The organism is Piscinibacter gummiphilus, assembly GCF_002116905.1.
Taxonomy (GTDB): domain Bacteria; phylum Pseudomonadota; class Gammaproteobacteria; order Burkholderiales; family Burkholderiaceae_C; genus Rhizobacter; species Rhizobacter gummiphilus.
Genome location: NZ_CP015118.1, coordinates 6,059,582 through 6,075,052 on the forward strand (window position 1 = coordinate 6,059,582; position 15,471 = coordinate 6,075,052).

Here is a 15,471-nt window from a genome sequence, read left to right on the forward strand (position 1 = left end):
CGAGTATGAAATGAAAGCCGGGAGGCGTCAAAACGGCCCCGCGGCGATCAACCCCCTTCACCCGCCTCGTCAACAGCACGCAGGCGGCACGTGGAGTGGACCACAGGCCGGCGCGTCCGATGGTGCGTTCATGGAAACACTGTGGTGAACGGCGCGGGCCTACCGACGCCGTGGCCCGCCTCCTAGCATGGGCTTCCACAGCACGGGCCGAGGGACCGATCGCGAGATGATGCAGCTCTACTACATGGCCGGCGCCAGTTCGCTGGCGGCCCACATCGTGCTGGAGTGGGTCCAGGCGTCGTACCAGTTGGTGGAGATGACGCCGGAGAGCCTGCGGTCCGCGAGTTTCCTGGGCCTCAACGCATTGGGCAAGGTGCCCGTGCTGACGCACGGCGCGTTCACGCTCACCGAAAGCGTGGCCATCCTCAGCTACCTCGTCGACCTGAACCCCGCGTCGGGCCTGCTCGGCGGGGACACGCGCTCCCGCGCCGAGGCCATGCGCTGGCTGGCCTTCCTGAACACCGAGGTGCACCCGTCGTTCCGGCCGCTGCTCGCGCGGCCGGAGCCCGACGAGGCCGACCCGCCGGCCGGGCGCGCCACGGCGGCGGCCCGGCGGGCCGTGCGCGAACACCTCGCGCGCCTGGACCGCCAGCTCGAATCCCGCGACTGGATCGCCGGCGTGCGGTCGGTGGCCGACCCCTACCTGTTCGTGATGTTCCGCTGGGCGGTGGCGATGGACGTGGACCTCGACGGCCTGCGCTACCTGACCGCCTTCGCGCGCCGCATGTATGGCGACGCGGGTACCCGCGCCGCGCTGCACGCGGAGGAAGGCCTCGCCCTCTGACGGCGGCCGGGCCGCCATCAGGCGACCTGCCGGACGGGCTCGCCGATCGGGCCGAGGCCCGAGGCGAACGCCATCGATTGCCGGTGCTGCGCGCGGATGCGCAGGGTCATGTAGTCGATGAACACCCGCACCCGCGACGGCAGCTGGCGCCGGCTCGGGTAGCAGATGTAGTGGCCGCGGTCGTCCGGCTCGTGTTCGGCCAGGCAGGTGACGAGGTCGCCCGACTGCAGCGGCTCGCACAGCTGGAAGGCGGGCAGCTGGGCGAGGCCCTGGCCGCCGAGCGCGGCCTGCAGCACGAGGTCGTCGTCGTTGAACGTGCTGCGTGCCGGCGGCAGCATCCGGTGGGTGCGGCCGTCGACCTTGAACTCCCATTCCGCGAGCCGCCCCGACGGCAGCCGCAGGTGCACGCAGCGGTGCTGCGCCAGCTCGTCGAGCGAACGCGGCAGGCCGTGTTCGCGCGCATACGCGGGTGACGCGCAGGTCACCATCCGCATCGGCACGAGCTGCTTGGCCACCACCTGGCTGTCTTCCATGCGGCCGTTCTGGAACGAGATGTCGATGCGGTCGGCGATGAACTCCGGCCGGGCGTCGTCGAGCAGCAATTCCAGCTCGATCTCGGGGTGGGCCTCCTGAAAGCCGGCCAGCAGCGGGGCCACGACCTTGCGGCCGAAGGTCGCGGACGAGCTGACGCGAAGCCGGCCGCGCGGGCGCCCCTCGCGCAGGTCGCGCATCTCTTCGAAGGCCTGGGCGATGTGCATCACGCCCGGCTGGCACCGGGCGAAGAACAGCTCGCCTTCGCTGGTGAGCGAGATGCTGCGCGTGGTGCGGTGGAACAGCCGCGCGTTGAGCTGCACCTCGAGCCGCTGCACGTTGCGGCTGACGGCGGATCGCCCGATGCCCAGGCGGTCGCCCGCCCGGGCGAAATTGCCCTCGTTCGCCACCGCCATGAAGGCGAGCACCCCCGCGTAGCTCGTGGCGAAGCTCGACGCCAGCCCGTCGCCGGCGTCGCTGCCCGGTCGTGTCACGATTTCCATGATTCGATGCTCCTTCCCGCTCGGCCTCTCCCCCGCGGGGAAGGCGAGACCAGTATCGAAGCCGGTCCGCCGCGAGGCGAGTTAATCGGTGAAAAAGCGCACGCTGATCTCGTTAACACGGCGTGCCCGGCAGTGGTGCCGCAGGGTCAACAGGCCGATGAGCGATCGGGGCCTACCGGGGCCTGGCGGCCGTCCCTAGCATCGGTTTCCCCACCACTTCCCTCGGCGGAACCCATGCCCACCACCCTCCCGATCGACACGCCCGACGGCACCTTCCGGGCCCACCTGTCCCGCCCCTCGACAATGCCCGCGCCGGTGGTGGTCGTGCTCCACGAGGTCTACGGCGTCAACGCCGACATGCGCGCGACGTGCGACGGGCTGGCCGAGCGCGGCTACCTGGCCGTGTGCCCGGACCTGCTGTGGCGGCTCGAACCCGGCGTGGACCTCACGGACCGCACCCCGGCCGAGCGGGACAAGGCGGTGTCGCTGTACCAGGCCTTCGACGTCGAGCAGGGCGTGGCCGACGTGCTGCGCACCCTGGAGGCAGCCCGCACGCTGCCCGGGGCAGACGGCCGCGTCGGGCTGCTGGGCTTTTGCCTCGGCGGCCTGCTGGCCCTGCTCACCACCTCACGCACGCGGGTCGATGCCGCGGTCGTGTACTACCCCGGCGGCGCGAACCGGTACCTCGACGACACAGCCCGCATCGACAGCCCGCTGCTCGTGCACCTCGCGCAGGACGACGAGTACATCCCGCTGCCGGCCCGCCAGGACATCTTCGACGCGCTGGAGCGGCGCCCGCGGGTCGAGACGTTCCTCTACCCGGAGTGCCGCCACGCGTTCGCGCGCCGCGGCGGCGAACACCGCGACGAGGCGGCGGCGGCACTCGCGCAGCAGCGCTCGGCGGCCTTCCTGGGGGCGTACCTGGCCTGATTCAGGTGACGTCCAGCCCGCCGTCGACGGTGATCACCTGCCCGGTGACCCAAGCGCCGGCGGGCGAGGCCAGCGTCGCGATCCACGCGGCCACCTCGTCCGGCGTGCCGCGGCGCGCGAGCGGGATGGTCGCGCGCTCCTGGGCCCGCACCTGCTCGGCCTGTTCCTCGCTCAGCTGCATGCGTTCGGTCAGGAAGTCGGTGTCGGTCGGGCCCGCGGCGACCGCGTTGACGCGGATGCCGTCCGGCGCGAACTCGAGCGCCCAGCACTTCGTCATCAGTTCGAGCGCTGCCTTGCTGCCCGCGTAGTGGGACAGCGCCGCCGCGGCCTTGTGGCCGAAGGTGCTCGAGACGTTGACGATGTGGCCCCGGCTGCGCTTGAGGTGCGGCAGCGCGGCGCGCGCGAGCAGCGACGGCCCCACGACGTTGTGTCGAAGATCTCGCGGATGCGCTCCGCGGTCGCGTCGGCCAGCGGCAGGATCGCGCCCGCGCCGGCGTTGTTGACGAGCACGTCGAGGCGGCCGTGCCGCTCGACGGTCTCCTGCACCGTGCGTTCGGCGTCTGCGGCGCGGCCGGCGTCGGCGACGATGAACCCGATGGCCGGATGGTCCGCCGCGGCGGCCTCCAGCGCGGCCTGGCGGCGTCCGGTGATGACCACGCGGGCGCCCTGCGCCGCGAAGCGCCGGGCGGTGGCCCGGCCGATGCCGGCGCCACCGCCGGTGATGAGGACCACGGGGGTGTCGGATGAGGACATGTCGAAGCTCCTTGAAAGGGGGAGCCAGTGTCGACCGCGAACACCCGCCGCATTGGTGCAATTCGGGAAACACGGCGAGCCCCGTCCCATGCCTTCCGCGCCGGAGGGGCGCTTCCTAGCATCGGGTCACCGTTTTCGAGAGGAGACTCCCATGCCGCACCAACCCTTCGCCCTGCCCGCCATCGCACTGCTCTCCGCGGTGCTCTGGACCACCGAACCCGCGACCGCCGCACCGCCCCCGCCGGCGGTCGACGCGCTGATGTCGAAGGCGCTCCCCAACCTGCCCGGCCAGGAGGTGCTGATGCTCACCGTGACGTACCCGCCCGGCGGCGCCGACCCCGTGCACCGCCACGACGCGCACGGCTTCATCTACGTGCTCGAAGGGTCCATCGTGATGGGCGTGAAGGGAGGCAAGGAGGTCACGCTGAAGCCGGGCGAGACCTTCTACGAGGGCCCGGCCGACCTGCACACCGTGGGCCGCAACGCCAGCACCACGAAGCCGGCGAAGTTCCTCGTGTTCCTCGTGAAGAAGCAGGGCGTGGACGCCGTGCTGCCGCCGAACTGACACGCCGGAGGGCCCCGCGATGAAACTCTTCTACATGACGGGGGCCGGTTCGCTCGCCAGCCACGTCGCGCTCGAATGGGCCGGCGCGGACTACGAGGCAGTGGCGCTGCGCCGCTCCGAACTCCAGGCACCCGCGTTCCTCGGCATCAACCCGATGGGCACGGTGCCCGTGCTGGCCGACGGCGACCTGCGGCTCACGGAAAGCATCGCCATCCTCGCGTTCATCGCCGATCGGCATCCGCGGGCCCGGCTCTGGGGCGGGGACGGCAGCGGCGCGCGCGCGCAGACGCTGCAGTGGCTCGCGTTCCTCAACGCCGAGGTGCACAAGGCCTACGGCCCGGTCTTCTACCCCGAACGCCACGGCTTCGGCCTGGTCCCCGACACCCTCGTGGCCGATGCCGGGCGGGAGCGCGTGCGCGAACTGCTGCAGCGCGTGGACGTGCAGCTGGACGGCCGCGAGTGGCTCACCGGCGAACGCACCTGCGCCGACGCGTACCTGTTCGTGATGCTGCGCTGGGCGCTCACCACGAAGGTGGGCCTGTCCGGCTTTCGGAACCTCGGCACGTACCTCCGGCGCCTGCACGACGACGCCGGCGTGCGCCGCGCGCTGTCGATGGAGGCGGGGCCGCGTCCCGTCGTGCCCGCCTCGCCGGCCGCCGCGGTCGCGCTGGTCGGCGAGGTCGTGGGCCCGGTCGAGTACCGCGAAGGCGAGGGCATGGCGATGGAGATCCGCCTCGGCGACGTGCAGATCCTCGCGGGGGAGGTCGACGTCGTGCTGACCTGGTCCGACGAACACTACCGCGGCCAGGCCGCCATGCCGGTCGAGAACTTCTCGCGCTACGTGAGCGCGGGTGCGATCCGCCTCTGACATCCAACGACAGGAGAACCCCATGGCCATCGGCACCGCACGCATCGGTCGCGACCGCTACCGCACCGACATCGACCTCGGCTCCCATCGCCTCGTGGCGGACGAACCCGCCGTGCTCGGCGGCCGGAACGACGGACCCGCGCCGTACGAGCTGCTGCTCGCGAGCCTCGGCGCCTGCACCGCGATCACGCTGCGCATGTACGCCGACCGCAAGGGCTGGCCCATGACGTCGGTGGAGGTCGAGCTGCAATGGCGGCGCGAGGAGGACGGTCCGCGCATCGTCCGCACGCTGCGGCCGCAGGGGCTCGACGCGCAGCAGCGCCAGCGCCTCGTCGACATCGCCGAGCGCACGCCGGTCACGCTCACGCTGATGGGTGGCGTGTCGATCGACACCTTCCTCGCCTGACGCGGGAGCCGTCCATGCCGACCAGCACCTTCTCGTTCGTCAACGGCCAGGGCCGGCGGCTCGCCGGCCGGCTCGAGATGCCCGAGCGCATCTGCCGCGGCTGGGCCGTGCTCGCGCACTGTTTCACGTGTGGCAAGGACAGCCGCTCGGCCGTCGCGATGGGCCGCGGGCTCGCAGCCCAGGGCATCGGCGTGCTGCGCTTCGACTTCTCCGGCATCGGGGACAGCGAGGGCGACGCCGACCAGTCGAGCTTCTCGCTGAACGTGGACGACCTCGTGCAGGCCGCCGCTGCCATGGCCGCGGCGGACATGCCGGTGGCGATGCTGATCGGCCACAGCCTCGGCGGCACCGCCGCGCTGGTGGCGGCCGCGCGCATCCCGTCCGTGCGCGCCGTGGCCACCGTGGGGGCGCCGTTCGACGCGGCCCACCTGCTGCGCCACGTGCCGGACGAGGCGCTGCGACGCATCGGCGCCGACGGCACGGGCCCCGTGCCGCTCGGCGGTTTCGAGGTGCGTGTCGGCCAGGCGTTCATCGACGACGTGCGCACGCACGACACCGAGCACCACCTCGCCGGACTGACGGTGCCGCTGCTCATCCTGCACAGCCCGGTGGACCAGGTGGTGGACATCGACAACGCGAGCCGCATCTTCCTCGCCGCGCGGCATTCGAAGAGCTTCATCTCGCTCGACAAGGCCGACCACCTGCTGCGCGACCGCGCCGACGCCGAACACGCCACGGCCGTGATCGCGGCGTGGGCCGGGCGCTACCTGCCCGAGCCCACTGCGCTGCCGGGCCGGGTGTTCGACGCCGAGGCGGAGGAGACCGGCCTGGGCAAGTTCCAGCTGGCCCTGCAGTCCGGCGGGTCGCGCTGGCTCGCCGACGAACCGACCGCCGTGGGCGGGCTGGGTTCGGGACCGACGCCATACAACCTGCTGTCGTCCGCGCTCGCGGCGTGCACGACGATGACACTTCGCCACTTCGCCGACCTCAAGGGCTGGCCGCTCGAGCGCGTGCGCACCGGGGTCGACCACCGCAAGGTCAAGGACCGCACGCCCCCTGACGAGTTCACGCGCCACATCCGCGTCGAAGGCGAACTGGACGCCAAGCAGCTGGCGGCCCTCGCCGACGTGGCAGCCCGCTGCCCCGTCCACCGCACCCTGGCCCAGGGCGCGACCTTCGCCGCGGTCACGCTGACCCGGGCCGACGGCCGCGGCGAAGGCTGAGGCCGTCAGGCCACGCCGGTGGTCATCGCGACGAGCACGTCCTCCGGGCGCACACCTTCCGGCGAATCGCCCTCCACGTAGGCGAAACGCACCACGCCGTCCGCGCCGACGACGTAGACCGCGGGAATGGGCAGCACCCACAGTCCGTTGCCGTTGAGCACCGGGATGTCGATGCCGTTCGCGGCATAGAGGTCCACCGCGTCGGGCGGCAGCGTGAACGCGATGCCGAAGCCGTTGGCGGCGGCCAGGTCCGGATCGCTGAGGAGGTCGAAGCCGAAGCATTCACCCTGCGGGTCGGGCTGCTGCGGCGACACCGCCACCAGCCTGAAGCCGAGCGCGGCCAGCGCGTCGCGCTGCCGGCGCCAGGCGCGCAGTTGCAGGTCGCAGGTCCGGCACCAGCCCCCGCGGAAGAACAGCATCACGACGGGACCGTCACGCCACAGGTCGGGGAGGCGCACCCGCCCGCCCTGGCGGTCGAGCACATGGCCCGAGGGCGCGCGGTCGCCCGTGCGTCGGGCGTGTTCGCCGACCCCGGTGGAACGCAGAAGTTCGGCGGCCCGGTCGAGACCGGGCCAGGGCATGCTGAGGAGCGTGGGCATCGGGGTTCCTGTCATTCGGACGGACGCTCGACCCCCGGCGCGCGGAAACCGATGCGCAGGTGGCTGTCGTCGCAGAAGGGTTTGTGTTCGCTCGCGCCGCAGCGGCACAGTTCCACCGCTCGCGTGCGTTCGACGATGCGGCCCGTGCCGGAAACGATTTCCAGGGATCCGGCGAGATGCAGCGGGCCATCGGCCAGGGGACGGACGGACACGGGCCCGTCGCGTTGCCCGAGCGCGGTGGTGTTCCCACTCGCGGGTTCGCTGGTGGCCTGGAAACCGTTGTGGCGGTGGCTGTTGTCGCAGAAGGGTTTGTTCTTCGACGCGCCGCAGCGGCACAGCGCGGCGCGGAAGCCCAGCGCGGTGTCGCCCAGTCGCATCGGCGCACGCACCTCGTACGGCCCGTTCTCGCGCAGCGTCACGAGGTTCACCGGCGGTGGCGGCTCCTCCGGCCCGCCATCGAAGCAGCGGTAGTGCAGTGCGCCCGACGGGCACTGGTGGATCACCGCGACGAGGCTCTCGACGGGCGTGGCGCCGGGATGGATCCACGGACCGTCGACGTTCGCGAGGAAGGTGGCCGGCGCACGCGTGACGCAGTAGCGCGCGTGGATGCACCGCGAGCCGTCGAAGCTCACCTCGACCTGGTCGCTTCGTGCGGTCTCCACGGGCGGCATGTCCGGGGGCGGGGTCGGCATCGTCACTCCTTTCGGTCGGGGCCGGGGGCATCGGCCGGGTGCACCACCGCGACGGACGATGGCGGGGTGGACAGGCGCTCGAGCACCGCCGGCGTCTGCTCACCGATCAGCATGCCGAGCAGGCCTACCAGCGCGATGGTGGGCGGCGCGGGCGACCGGATGCCGAACCAGGCATAGATCAGCCCGACCAGCACACCCAGCAGCAGCGACAGCAGGTAGGCGCGCATGGCGGTTCAGCGCCCGCCCAGCGCGTGGGCGCCTTCCTCGTTCACGAGCGCCTGGCGGACGCCCTCGTCGTCGTGCATGCGCACGAAGAACCGCGCGAGGTTGTGCAGGTCGCTGGTGTGCACCCCCTTGGCGCGGGCCCACCGCAGCAGCACGAACAGGTACGGGTCGGCGACGGACCGCTCGCCCACCAGCCACTCGCGGCCTTCGAGCTGGGCATCGAGCCGCTCCAGGTAGTCGCGGATGTGGCCGCGGGCCTTCGTCGCCAGCGCGTCGGCGGCACCGGCATCATCGAGAAAGCGGCCCGGCACGAAGATGGGCTTGAAGGCCTTGTGCACGTCCGAGTTCAGGAACGCGAGCCACCGCATCACGTCGGCACGGCCGCGCGGCGAACCGTCGCCCAGCAGGCCGGCCTCGGGGTGCAGGTCGCCGAGGTAGCCGAGGATCGCGACGTTTTCGGTGAGCGCGAACCCGTCGTCCATCAGCAGCGGCACCGTGCCGCCCGCGTTCATGGCGAGGTAGTCCGGCGACTTGATGCTGTCGCGGCTCATGCGCACGGCCTCGTACGGCCGCGCGATCCATTCGAGCACGATGTGCCCGGCGAGCGAACACGCGCCGGGGAAGTAGAACAGCTTCATGGGAACTCCAGAAGAGGAAGGGTGCCTCCGGACCCGGCGCATCGTCGTGTTGCTGATCGGCCTGTGCGGGGACGCCGCGCCGACGTGGGTTCGTCCCGTGCACGAACGGATGGAAAGTGCACGCCCGTGACAGCCGCCTCGACGACCTGACACCCGTCGTCTTCGTCGCGACGGGCCGGAGGCATGGAACAGGAACCGCCGGTCAGCCCACCTGCGTGGCGAGCCACGCCTGGAAGCGCGCCGCACCGAGGCGCGGCACCGACGTGGCGGCCGGCACCAGCGTGGCGTCGTCCAGCCGGGCGCCGAAGTACAGCGCGCCCTCGTCCGGCACCACGTGGCGCGGATCCTTCTTCGCGGCGAGGTACTGGCCCACGAGTTCGGCGAGGCGGAAGCGTTCCGGTCCGGCGATCTCGACGATGCCGTTGAACGGCGCCGCGACGGCGGCATCGAACATCGCGTCCGCCACGTCGTCCGACGAGATCGGCTGGATCAGCGCGGGCGACAGGCGCACCGACTGGCCTTCGGTCGCCGACTGCGCGATGCCGCCGGCGAACTCGAAGAACTGCGTCGAATGCACGATGGTGTACGGCACGTCCGAGGCCTTGATGAGGTCCTCCTGCGCCTGCTTCGCGCGGAAGTAGCCGCTGGCCTGCAGGCGTTCCGTGCCCACCACGGACAACGCGATGTGGTGGCGCACGCCCGCCTTCTTCTCGGCGGCGAGCAGGTTGCGGCCCGACGTCTGGAAGAAGGACATCACCGCGTCGTCCGCGAAGGACGGCGAGTTGGCGACGTCCACGACGACCTGGGCGCCGGCGAGGGCCGCATCGAGCCCCTCGCCGGTGATCGTGTTGATGCCGGTGTTGGGCGACCCGACGACGACCTCGTGGCCCGCCGCCTGCAGGCGGGCCACGAGCTTCGACCCGATGAGGCCGGTTCCGCCGATGACGACGACTTTCATGGTGAGACTCCTCGTGGAAGGTGGGCGATCAGGCCAGCTGGGCCTTGTCGAGGCCGAACGCGGAGTCCGAGCTGCCCGGCACCGTCTTGAACGCGATGTTGGCGCGGTTCCACGCATTGGCCGCCATCACGACGTACGTGAGGTCGGAGATCTCGGTCTCGGAGAGCTGGCCGCGGACACGTTCGAACAGCTCGTCGGGCACACCTTGCGCGGGCAGCTGGGTCAGGATCTCGGCCCAGGCCAGCGAGGCGCGCTCGCGCGGCACGAACAGCGTGGACTCGCGCCAGGCGGCCAGGTGGTGCAGGCGCAGTTCGCGTTCGCCGTTGATCCGGGCCGACTTGATGTGCATGTCGAGGCAGAACGCGCAGCCGTTGAGCTGGGCGACGCGGATGTCGACGAGGTTGCGGATCTTCTCTTCGATCGAGCAGCTCTTCAGCGCGGCGGAGAACTCGAGGAGCTTCTTCGTGAGTTCCGGGGACTGCTTCATGAAGTTGATGCGTTGGGTCATGGTGGACTCCTGGTTGGGTCGATGGGTTCGGACGTGGCGGTGCAGGACCGGCGTGATGAATCCTAGGGAGGCCGCCTCGTGCCCACTAGACGGCAACACATCAACTCAATGTTGCCCATGAATCACCGATGGTCCCTCGGCGATTGGTGTCCGCGGCTCAACGCAGTGGTCCGGGCGCGGGTCTGGTGACGCGAAGGCGCCCTGCCTACAGTCGTTGCACCCCATCGACCCCGGAGGAACACGCCATGACCGTTCGAATCGACCCCGTGCGCACCGCGTCCGCCACGTGCGGTCCGCAGTACCTGCCGCCGACGCCGCCGCTGGCCGACACGTTCCAGTGGCTGGAAGACGTCGCGCTCCTCGAGATGAGCCACGGCTACCGGGTTCACGGCGGTCTCATCGGCGGGGACGACTTCGCGCAGCGCCTGCGCGCACACCACGACCAGCCCGTCTCCCGGCTCGCGCGGTGGATCGTGGAACGGGAGGTGGTGGCCATCGACTGGCGCGGCGCGATCCTGCTGCCCGCGTTCCAGCTGTCGCGCGGCGACGACGGCATCCGCCCGGTGGTGTCCGGCGTGCTCGCCGAATTGCGCGGCGTGTTCGACGACGCCGAACTCGCGCAGTGGTTCATCCGCCGCAACACCTGGCTCGGCGACGCACGCCCCCTGGACCTGGTCGAGATCGACGAGGACGCGATCGTGGGCGCCGCACGGGCCGACCGGTTCGTGGCGGGCGGCTGAACGCTCCGCTCAAGTCTCGACGCGCACCGAACTCTCGATGCCCTGGCGGACCAGCTTCGCGTACGGGCAGATGCGTTCGGTCTCGCGCACGAGGCGTTCGGCGAGCGTGCGGTCGAGCCCCGGCAGGCGCACGACCAGTTCCGCGGTGAGGCTGTGCCGGCCATCCATCGGGTCGCAACCGAACGCGACGGTCACCGCCACCGACGCACCGTGGAGCTCGATGCCGTGACGTGCCGCCAGCAGGTTCACGGCGCCGTGGAAACACGCACCGTAGCCCGCGGCGAACAGCTGCTCGGGGTTCGTGCCGCCCCCGGGTCCGCCGAGCGCGGGAGGCAGGCGCAGTTCGAGGTCGAGCCCGCCATCCTCCGACCGCACGATGCCGGACGCGCGTCCGTGCGCCGCCTCGCCCCCGGTGACGTTCACCGTCGTGGTGTAGAGCGGCTGGAACTCGGTGCCGCGGTAGGTGTCCAGCAGCGTGGTGGGGGGTGGGCTCAGCTTGGCCATGTCTTCTCTTTCACAAGGCCGCCGGACACTGCAGGTCCAGCGCACGGATGGCCGTCGTCATGTGATCGACGAACACGCGGATGCGCGACGGCAGGTGCTGGCGGCTCAGGTAGCAGATGTAGTGACCGCTGTCGTCCGGCGCGTACTGCGGCATGCAAGACAGCAGCGCCCGGCTGCGCAGCAGCGCGCTGATCTGGTAGGCCGGCATCTGCGCGATGCCCTGCCCGCGCTGCACCGCCTGCAGGACGAGTTCGGCATCGTTGAACGTGAGGCGCGAGGCGGGCGAGACCTTGCGCGTCTCGCCCTGCACCTTGAACTCCCAGTCCCGCGCGCGGCCGGACGCCATGCGGTAGTTGATGCAGTCGTGGTGGACGAGGTCGTCGGGGGTCGCGGGCATGCCGCGCGCCTTCACGTAGTCCGGCGCGGCGCACACATGCATCTGCATCGGCACGATCTGGCGGGCGATCAACTGGCTGTCTTCCAGGCGGCCGTTGCGGAACGCCACGTCGACGCGGTCGGACGTGAAGTCGACCGCGGCGTCGCTCAGCGCGAGGTCCAGCGCGATGTCGGGGTAGCGTGCGTGGAAGCCCTGCAGCAGCGGCGCGACGACCTTGCGCCCGAAGCCGGCGGGTGCGCTGATGCGCAGCGGGCCGCGGGGCGGGCCGTCGCGCAGTTCGCGCAGGTCCTCCAGCGCCTGCGTGATCTGCGCGACGCCCGGATGGCACCGCGCATGGAACAGCTCGCCCTCCCGCGTGAGCGCGAGGCTGCGGGTGGTGCGGCTCAACAGCCGGGTGCCGAGCTGGGTCTCGAGTTTCTGGACACCGCGGCTGACGGCGGAGCGGCCGATGCCGAGCCGGTCACCCGCCTTGGCGAAGCTGCCTTCGGCGACCACGGTCATGAAGGCCACGACCCCGGCATAGCTCGTGGCGAAGCTGGACGCCACGGCGTCGGTCCGGATCGTGGAGGAGAGGGGCGGAGAAGAGGCCGTCATGGACGTTTCGTGCGTGTAGACCCATCAGACGTCCAGGACGCGGGCGTTGTGACAGCGCCGGCGAAAGAAGTCCCGCCGCACCCTCGGCGCCAGTGTCGCGGCGGTGGGGTGAGGCCGGTGTTGCCTTTGGCGCCGCGCACTGTTGACCGCCACGCACCAATCGCCCGATTGCTTCGCGCGGGTCAACACACCGGCGACGTTCCGAGGTCTGGTTGCCGCGAGGGGCCGTTCCTAACATGAATCTCGACACCCCCGCTCCGGACTGCAGGCCTTCGCGGGACCGTCAACCCCCTTCACTCAGGAATCGACCTCATGAACGCAATCGGCATCGAACCCACGGACGGCCCCGCACGCCGGACCCTGCTCATCGGCGGCGGCGCAGCCGCGCTCACCGCCGCCTCGACGGCCATGTCGCCGGCCCGCGCCGCGAAGGCCGGCGGCCCGGGCAAGCAGCAGCCGCAAGGCGGCTCGCCCTACGTCACGACGAAGGACGGCGTGCAGCTGTACGTCAAGGACTGGGGCCCGCGCGACGGCCAGCCCATCGTCTTCAGCCACGGCTGGCCGCTCAGCTCGGACAGCTGGGACGGGCAGATGAAGTTCCTCGCCGACCAGGGCTACCGCGTGGTCGCGCACGATCGCCGGGGCCACGGCCGCTCGAGCCAGCCGTGGGACGGCCACGACATGGACCACTATGCCGACGACCTCGCCGCGGTGGTCGACGCGCTGAAGCTGCCCCGCGCCATCCACGTGGGCTTCTCGACCGGTGGGGGCGAGGTCACGCGCTACATCGGGCGCCACGGCACGAAGCGGGTCGCCAAGGTCGTGCTGGTGTCGGCCGTGCCGCCGCTGATGGTCAAGGGCCCGACCAACCCGAACGGCGTGCCCGTCGAGGTGTTCGACGGCACGCGCACCGCGCTCGAGGCCAACCGCTCGCAGCTCTTCCGCGACATCCCGAGCGGCCCGTTCTACGGCTTCAACCGTCCGGGCGCGAAACCGTCGCAAGGCCTGATCGACAGCTGGTGGATGCAGGGCATGCAGGGCAGCCACAAGGCCACGTTCGATTCGATCAAGGCGTTCTCGGAGACCGACTTCCGCGACGACCTGAAGAAGTTCGACGTGCCGACGCTCGTGGTCCACGGCGACGACGACCAGATCGTGCCGATCGACGTGTCCGGCCGCCTGACCGCGACCCTCGTGAAAGGCGCGAAGCTGATCGTCTACCCCGGCGCACCGCACGGCCTCACGCAGACGCACATGGACCGCCTGAACGCGGACCTGCTCGCGTTCATCCGCGGCTGACGCCCCACCGGCGGCCGGACCGTCCGGCCGCCGCCTCGTTCCCCCATCCGAAGGATCCATCCCATGTTCCGCATCGTCATGTCCTCGCTCCTGGTGCTCCTGAGCCTCATCGCCATCGCCGGTCCGGCCCGCTCGGCCGGCCCCGCGGGTTCCCGTCCCACCGTGGTGCTCGTCCACGGCGCCTTCGCCGACGCGTCCAGCTGGAACGCCGTCGCCACCCGCCTGGTCCACGCCGGCTACCCCGTGGTCGCGGTGGCCAACCCCTTGCGCGGGGTGGCTCACGACGCGAGCTACACGGCACGCGTGCTCGACGCCATCCAGGGCCCCGTCGTGCTCGTGGGCCATTCGTACGGCGGTTCCGTGATCAGCACGGCCGCGGTCGACAAGCCGCAGGTCAAGGCCCTGGTGTTCGTTTCGGCCTTCGCACCCGAAGCGGGCGAAAGCGCCGCCACGCTGTCGAACAAGTTCCCGGGCAGCACGCTGGGCCAGGCCCTCGCCGCACCGGTGCCGCAGGAGGCCGGCGTGGCCGACCTCTACATCCGCACGGACAAGTTCTGGCAGCAGTTCGCCGCCGACGTGCCCCAGGCGGAGGCCGTGCTGATGGCCGTGGGCCAGCGCCCCATCACCGACGCGGCCCTCGGCGAGGCGAACACGGGCACGGCGTGGAAGACCGTGCCGTCCTGGTTCGTCTACGGCACCGGCGACCGCAACATCCCGCCCGCGGCGCTCGCGTGGATGGCCGAGCGCGCGCAGTCGAAGCGCACCGTCGCGATCCCCGGCGCGTCCCACGTGCCGCAGGTGAGCCACGCCCGCGAAGTGGCGGCCCTGATCGAGGCAGCCGCCCGCTGAAAGCCCATGCGCACCACCTCCTTCATTCCCGTGGACCTCCACCCACCGGAGGAAACCGCCCACGGCCTGCAGCAGACGCTCACGCTGGCCGGTCGCATCCTGCTGGCGTGGATCTTCCTCAGCTCCGGCCTGGAGAAGCTCGGCGCGCTGCAAGGCACCGCCGAGGCGATCGCCTCGACCGGGCTGCCGCTCGAGTTTCCGCTCGCGGTGCTCGTGGCGGTGTTCGAGGTGACGGCCGCCGCCGCCCTCGTGGTCGGCTGGTACACCCGCGCAGCGGCACTGGCGCTCGCGCTCTTCACCGTTGCCGCGAGCTTCCTCTTCCATGCGTACTGGCAGGTCCCGCCCGCGCAGCAGCACGTGCAGCAGCTGCTGTTCCTGAAGAACCTCGCCATCACCGGCGGGCTCCTGTCCGTGGGCGCCTTCGGCCCCGGCGGCTGGAGTGTCGACGCGCGGCGGGCCCGATAGCATGCCGGCCACCGCCCCCCTCGAACTCACGCCCGGACTGCCGGTGCGCGAGCTCTGCCAGCCGCGCCGCTACGTCGGCACGGTGGCCGACGTCGCGCCCAGCGGGCCGCACCGCGTGCTGCGCTTCTCGGTCGCCTGCTTCGACGGGCGTGCGCTGTGCCTCTGGGTGTCGTGCGCGGTGCTCGAAGGGGAGCGCGGGCGGCAGCTGTCCCGCGCGATCCACGGACCGCGCGGGAACCGGCTGGCGATCGGGTTTCGGGGCCGCTTCGGCGACCTCCTGCATCCCACGCGCCTGACCGCCGACATCCACGACGCCGACGACATCTGGGTGCACGCCGCGGACGACCTCGAATCGCCGCTTCCCTGACCCTTCTCCGATC

Annotated in this window: 19 protein-coding genes and 2 pseudogenes; 11 read left to right on the forward strand and 10 right to left on the reverse strand. The window is 71.3% G+C overall.

The genetic code is table 11. From position 1 onward, the window contains the following. The first annotated feature begins 226 nt into the window (after positions 1-226). Complete coding sequence (locus A4W93_RS27740) at positions 227-844, forward strand: glutathione S-transferase family protein (protein ID WP_237357637.1); 618 nt, start codon at positions 227-229, stop codon at positions 842-844. 17 nt (positions 845-861) lie between these two features. Here A4W93_RS27740 and A4W93_RS27745 read toward each other — a convergent pair whose 3' ends face one another. Then, complete coding sequence (locus A4W93_RS27745) at positions 862-1,878, reverse strand: LysR family transcriptional regulator (RefSeq protein ID WP_085753691.1); 1,017 nt, start codon at positions 1,876-1,878, stop codon at positions 862-864. Positions 1,879-2,112: 234 nt separating this feature from the next. Between A4W93_RS27745 and A4W93_RS27750 the strand changes: the two genes are divergently transcribed. After that, complete coding sequence (locus A4W93_RS27750; protein WP_085753692.1) at positions 2,113-2,808, forward strand: dienelactone hydrolase family protein; 696 nt, start codon at positions 2,113-2,115, stop codon at positions 2,806-2,808. A gap of 1 nt (position 2,809) precedes the next feature. Here the strand turns inward: A4W93_RS27750 and A4W93_RS30820 are convergent. Beyond that, positions 2,810-3,651, reverse strand: a pseudogene (locus A4W93_RS30820) (SDR family NAD(P)-dependent oxidoreductase). Positions 3,652-3,712: 61 nt separating this feature from the next. Between A4W93_RS30820 and A4W93_RS27760 the strand changes: the two are divergent. The 4 genes from A4W93_RS27760 to A4W93_RS27775 are packed head-to-tail and all read left to right on the forward strand — an operon-like array spanning position 3,713 to position 6,623. Next, complete coding sequence (locus A4W93_RS27760; RefSeq protein ID WP_085753693.1) at positions 3,713-4,126, forward strand: cupin domain-containing protein; 414 nt, start codon at positions 3,713-3,715, stop codon at positions 4,124-4,126. Between the two features lie 19 nt (positions 4,127-4,145). Continuing rightward, the gene (locus tag A4W93_RS27765) at positions 4,146-4,994 is read left to right on the forward strand and encodes a glutathione S-transferase family protein (protein WP_085753694.1); all 849 of its coding nucleotides are present in this window, start codon (positions 4,146-4,148) and stop codon (positions 4,992-4,994) included. A gap of 22 nt (positions 4,995-5,016) precedes the next feature. Continuing rightward, complete coding sequence (locus tag A4W93_RS27770) at positions 5,017-5,400, forward strand: OsmC family protein (RefSeq protein WP_085753695.1); 384 nt, start codon at positions 5,017-5,019, stop codon at positions 5,398-5,400. A gap of 14 nt (positions 5,401-5,414) precedes the next feature. Beyond that, a complete protein-coding gene (locus A4W93_RS27775; protein ID WP_085753696.1) occupies positions 5,415-6,623 on the forward strand; it encodes a bifunctional alpha/beta hydrolase/OsmC family protein in 1,209 nt (402 codons plus the stop codon). Between the two features lie 5 nt (positions 6,624-6,628). Here A4W93_RS27775 and A4W93_RS27780 read toward each other — a convergent pair whose 3' ends face one another. The 6 genes and pseudogenes from A4W93_RS27780 to A4W93_RS27805 form a co-directional block, all read right to left on the reverse strand. Beyond that, positions 6,629-7,222, reverse strand: coding sequence for a peroxiredoxin-like family protein (locus A4W93_RS27780; protein ID WP_157782239.1), 594 nt, complete (start codon positions 7,220-7,222; stop codon positions 6,629-6,631). Positions 7,223-7,233: 11 nt separating this feature from the next. Beyond that, a complete protein-coding gene (locus A4W93_RS27785) occupies positions 7,234-7,914 on the reverse strand; it encodes a CDGSH iron-sulfur domain-containing protein (RefSeq protein ID WP_218919174.1) in 681 nt (226 codons plus the stop codon). A gap of 68 nt (positions 7,915-7,982) precedes the next feature. Then, positions 7,983-8,141, reverse strand: a pseudogene (locus A4W93_RS27790) (DUF1427 family protein); the annotation flags it as partial. Positions 8,142-8,147: 6 nt separating this feature from the next. Further along, positions 8,148-8,777, reverse strand: a complete 630-nt coding sequence (locus A4W93_RS27795; RefSeq protein WP_085753698.1) for a glutathione S-transferase family protein — start codon at positions 8,775-8,777, stop codon at positions 8,148-8,150. A 202-nt stretch (positions 8,778-8,979) separates the two neighbouring features. Continuing rightward, positions 8,980-9,735 carry an SDR family oxidoreductase gene (locus A4W93_RS27800; protein WP_085753699.1) on the reverse strand — a complete coding sequence of 252 codons (756 nt, stop codon included), beginning with the start codon at positions 9,733-9,735 and terminating at the stop codon, positions 8,980-8,982. A gap of 28 nt (positions 9,736-9,763) precedes the next feature. Further along, the gene (locus A4W93_RS27805) at positions 9,764-10,243 is read right to left on the reverse strand and encodes a carboxymuconolactone decarboxylase family protein (RefSeq protein WP_085753700.1); all 480 of its coding nucleotides are present in this window, start codon (positions 10,241-10,243) and stop codon (positions 9,764-9,766) included. Between the two features lie 245 nt (positions 10,244-10,488). Between A4W93_RS27805 and A4W93_RS27810 the strand changes: the two genes are divergently transcribed. Beyond that, positions 10,489-10,983 carry a DUF2384 domain-containing protein gene (locus A4W93_RS27810; protein WP_085753701.1) on the forward strand — a complete coding sequence of 165 codons (495 nt, stop codon included), beginning with the start codon at positions 10,489-10,491 and terminating at the stop codon, positions 10,981-10,983. A gap of 9 nt (positions 10,984-10,992) precedes the next feature. Here A4W93_RS27810 and A4W93_RS27815 read toward each other — a convergent pair whose 3' ends face one another. Together A4W93_RS27815 and A4W93_RS27820 are read right to left on the reverse strand one after the other, a co-directional pair. Next, on the reverse strand, positions 10,993-11,487 hold the full coding sequence (locus A4W93_RS27815) for an Ohr family peroxiredoxin (protein WP_085753702.1): 495 nt from the start codon (positions 11,485-11,487) through the stop codon (positions 10,993-10,995). 10 nt (positions 11,488-11,497) lie between these two features. Beyond that, on the reverse strand, positions 11,498-12,478 hold the full coding sequence (locus tag A4W93_RS27820) for a LysR family transcriptional regulator (RefSeq protein ID WP_085753703.1): 981 nt from the start codon (positions 12,476-12,478) through the stop codon (positions 11,498-11,500). A gap of 312 nt (positions 12,479-12,790) precedes the next feature. Between A4W93_RS27820 and A4W93_RS27825 the strand changes: the two genes are divergently transcribed. From A4W93_RS27825 to A4W93_RS27840, 4 genes are all read left to right on the forward strand, one after another. Next, positions 12,791-13,777, forward strand: coding sequence for an alpha/beta fold hydrolase (locus A4W93_RS27825; RefSeq protein WP_085753704.1), 987 nt, complete (start codon positions 12,791-12,793; stop codon positions 13,775-13,777). A gap of 63 nt (positions 13,778-13,840) precedes the next feature. Then, positions 13,841-14,626: an alpha/beta fold hydrolase gene (locus A4W93_RS27830; protein WP_085753705.1), complete on the forward strand. Its 786-nt coding sequence runs from the start codon at positions 13,841-13,843 to the stop codon at positions 14,624-14,626. 6 nt (positions 14,627-14,632) lie between these two features. Continuing rightward, positions 14,633-15,091 carry a DoxX family protein gene (locus tag A4W93_RS27835; RefSeq protein ID WP_085753706.1) on the forward strand — a complete coding sequence of 153 codons (459 nt, stop codon included), beginning with the start codon at positions 14,633-14,635 and terminating at the stop codon, positions 15,089-15,091. Position 15,092: 1 nt separating this feature from the next. Continuing rightward, entirely contained in the window at positions 15,093-15,458 is a 366-nt protein-coding gene (locus tag A4W93_RS27840) for a hypothetical protein (RefSeq protein ID WP_085753707.1), read from the forward strand. Positions 15,459-15,471: the final 13 nt, after the last annotated feature.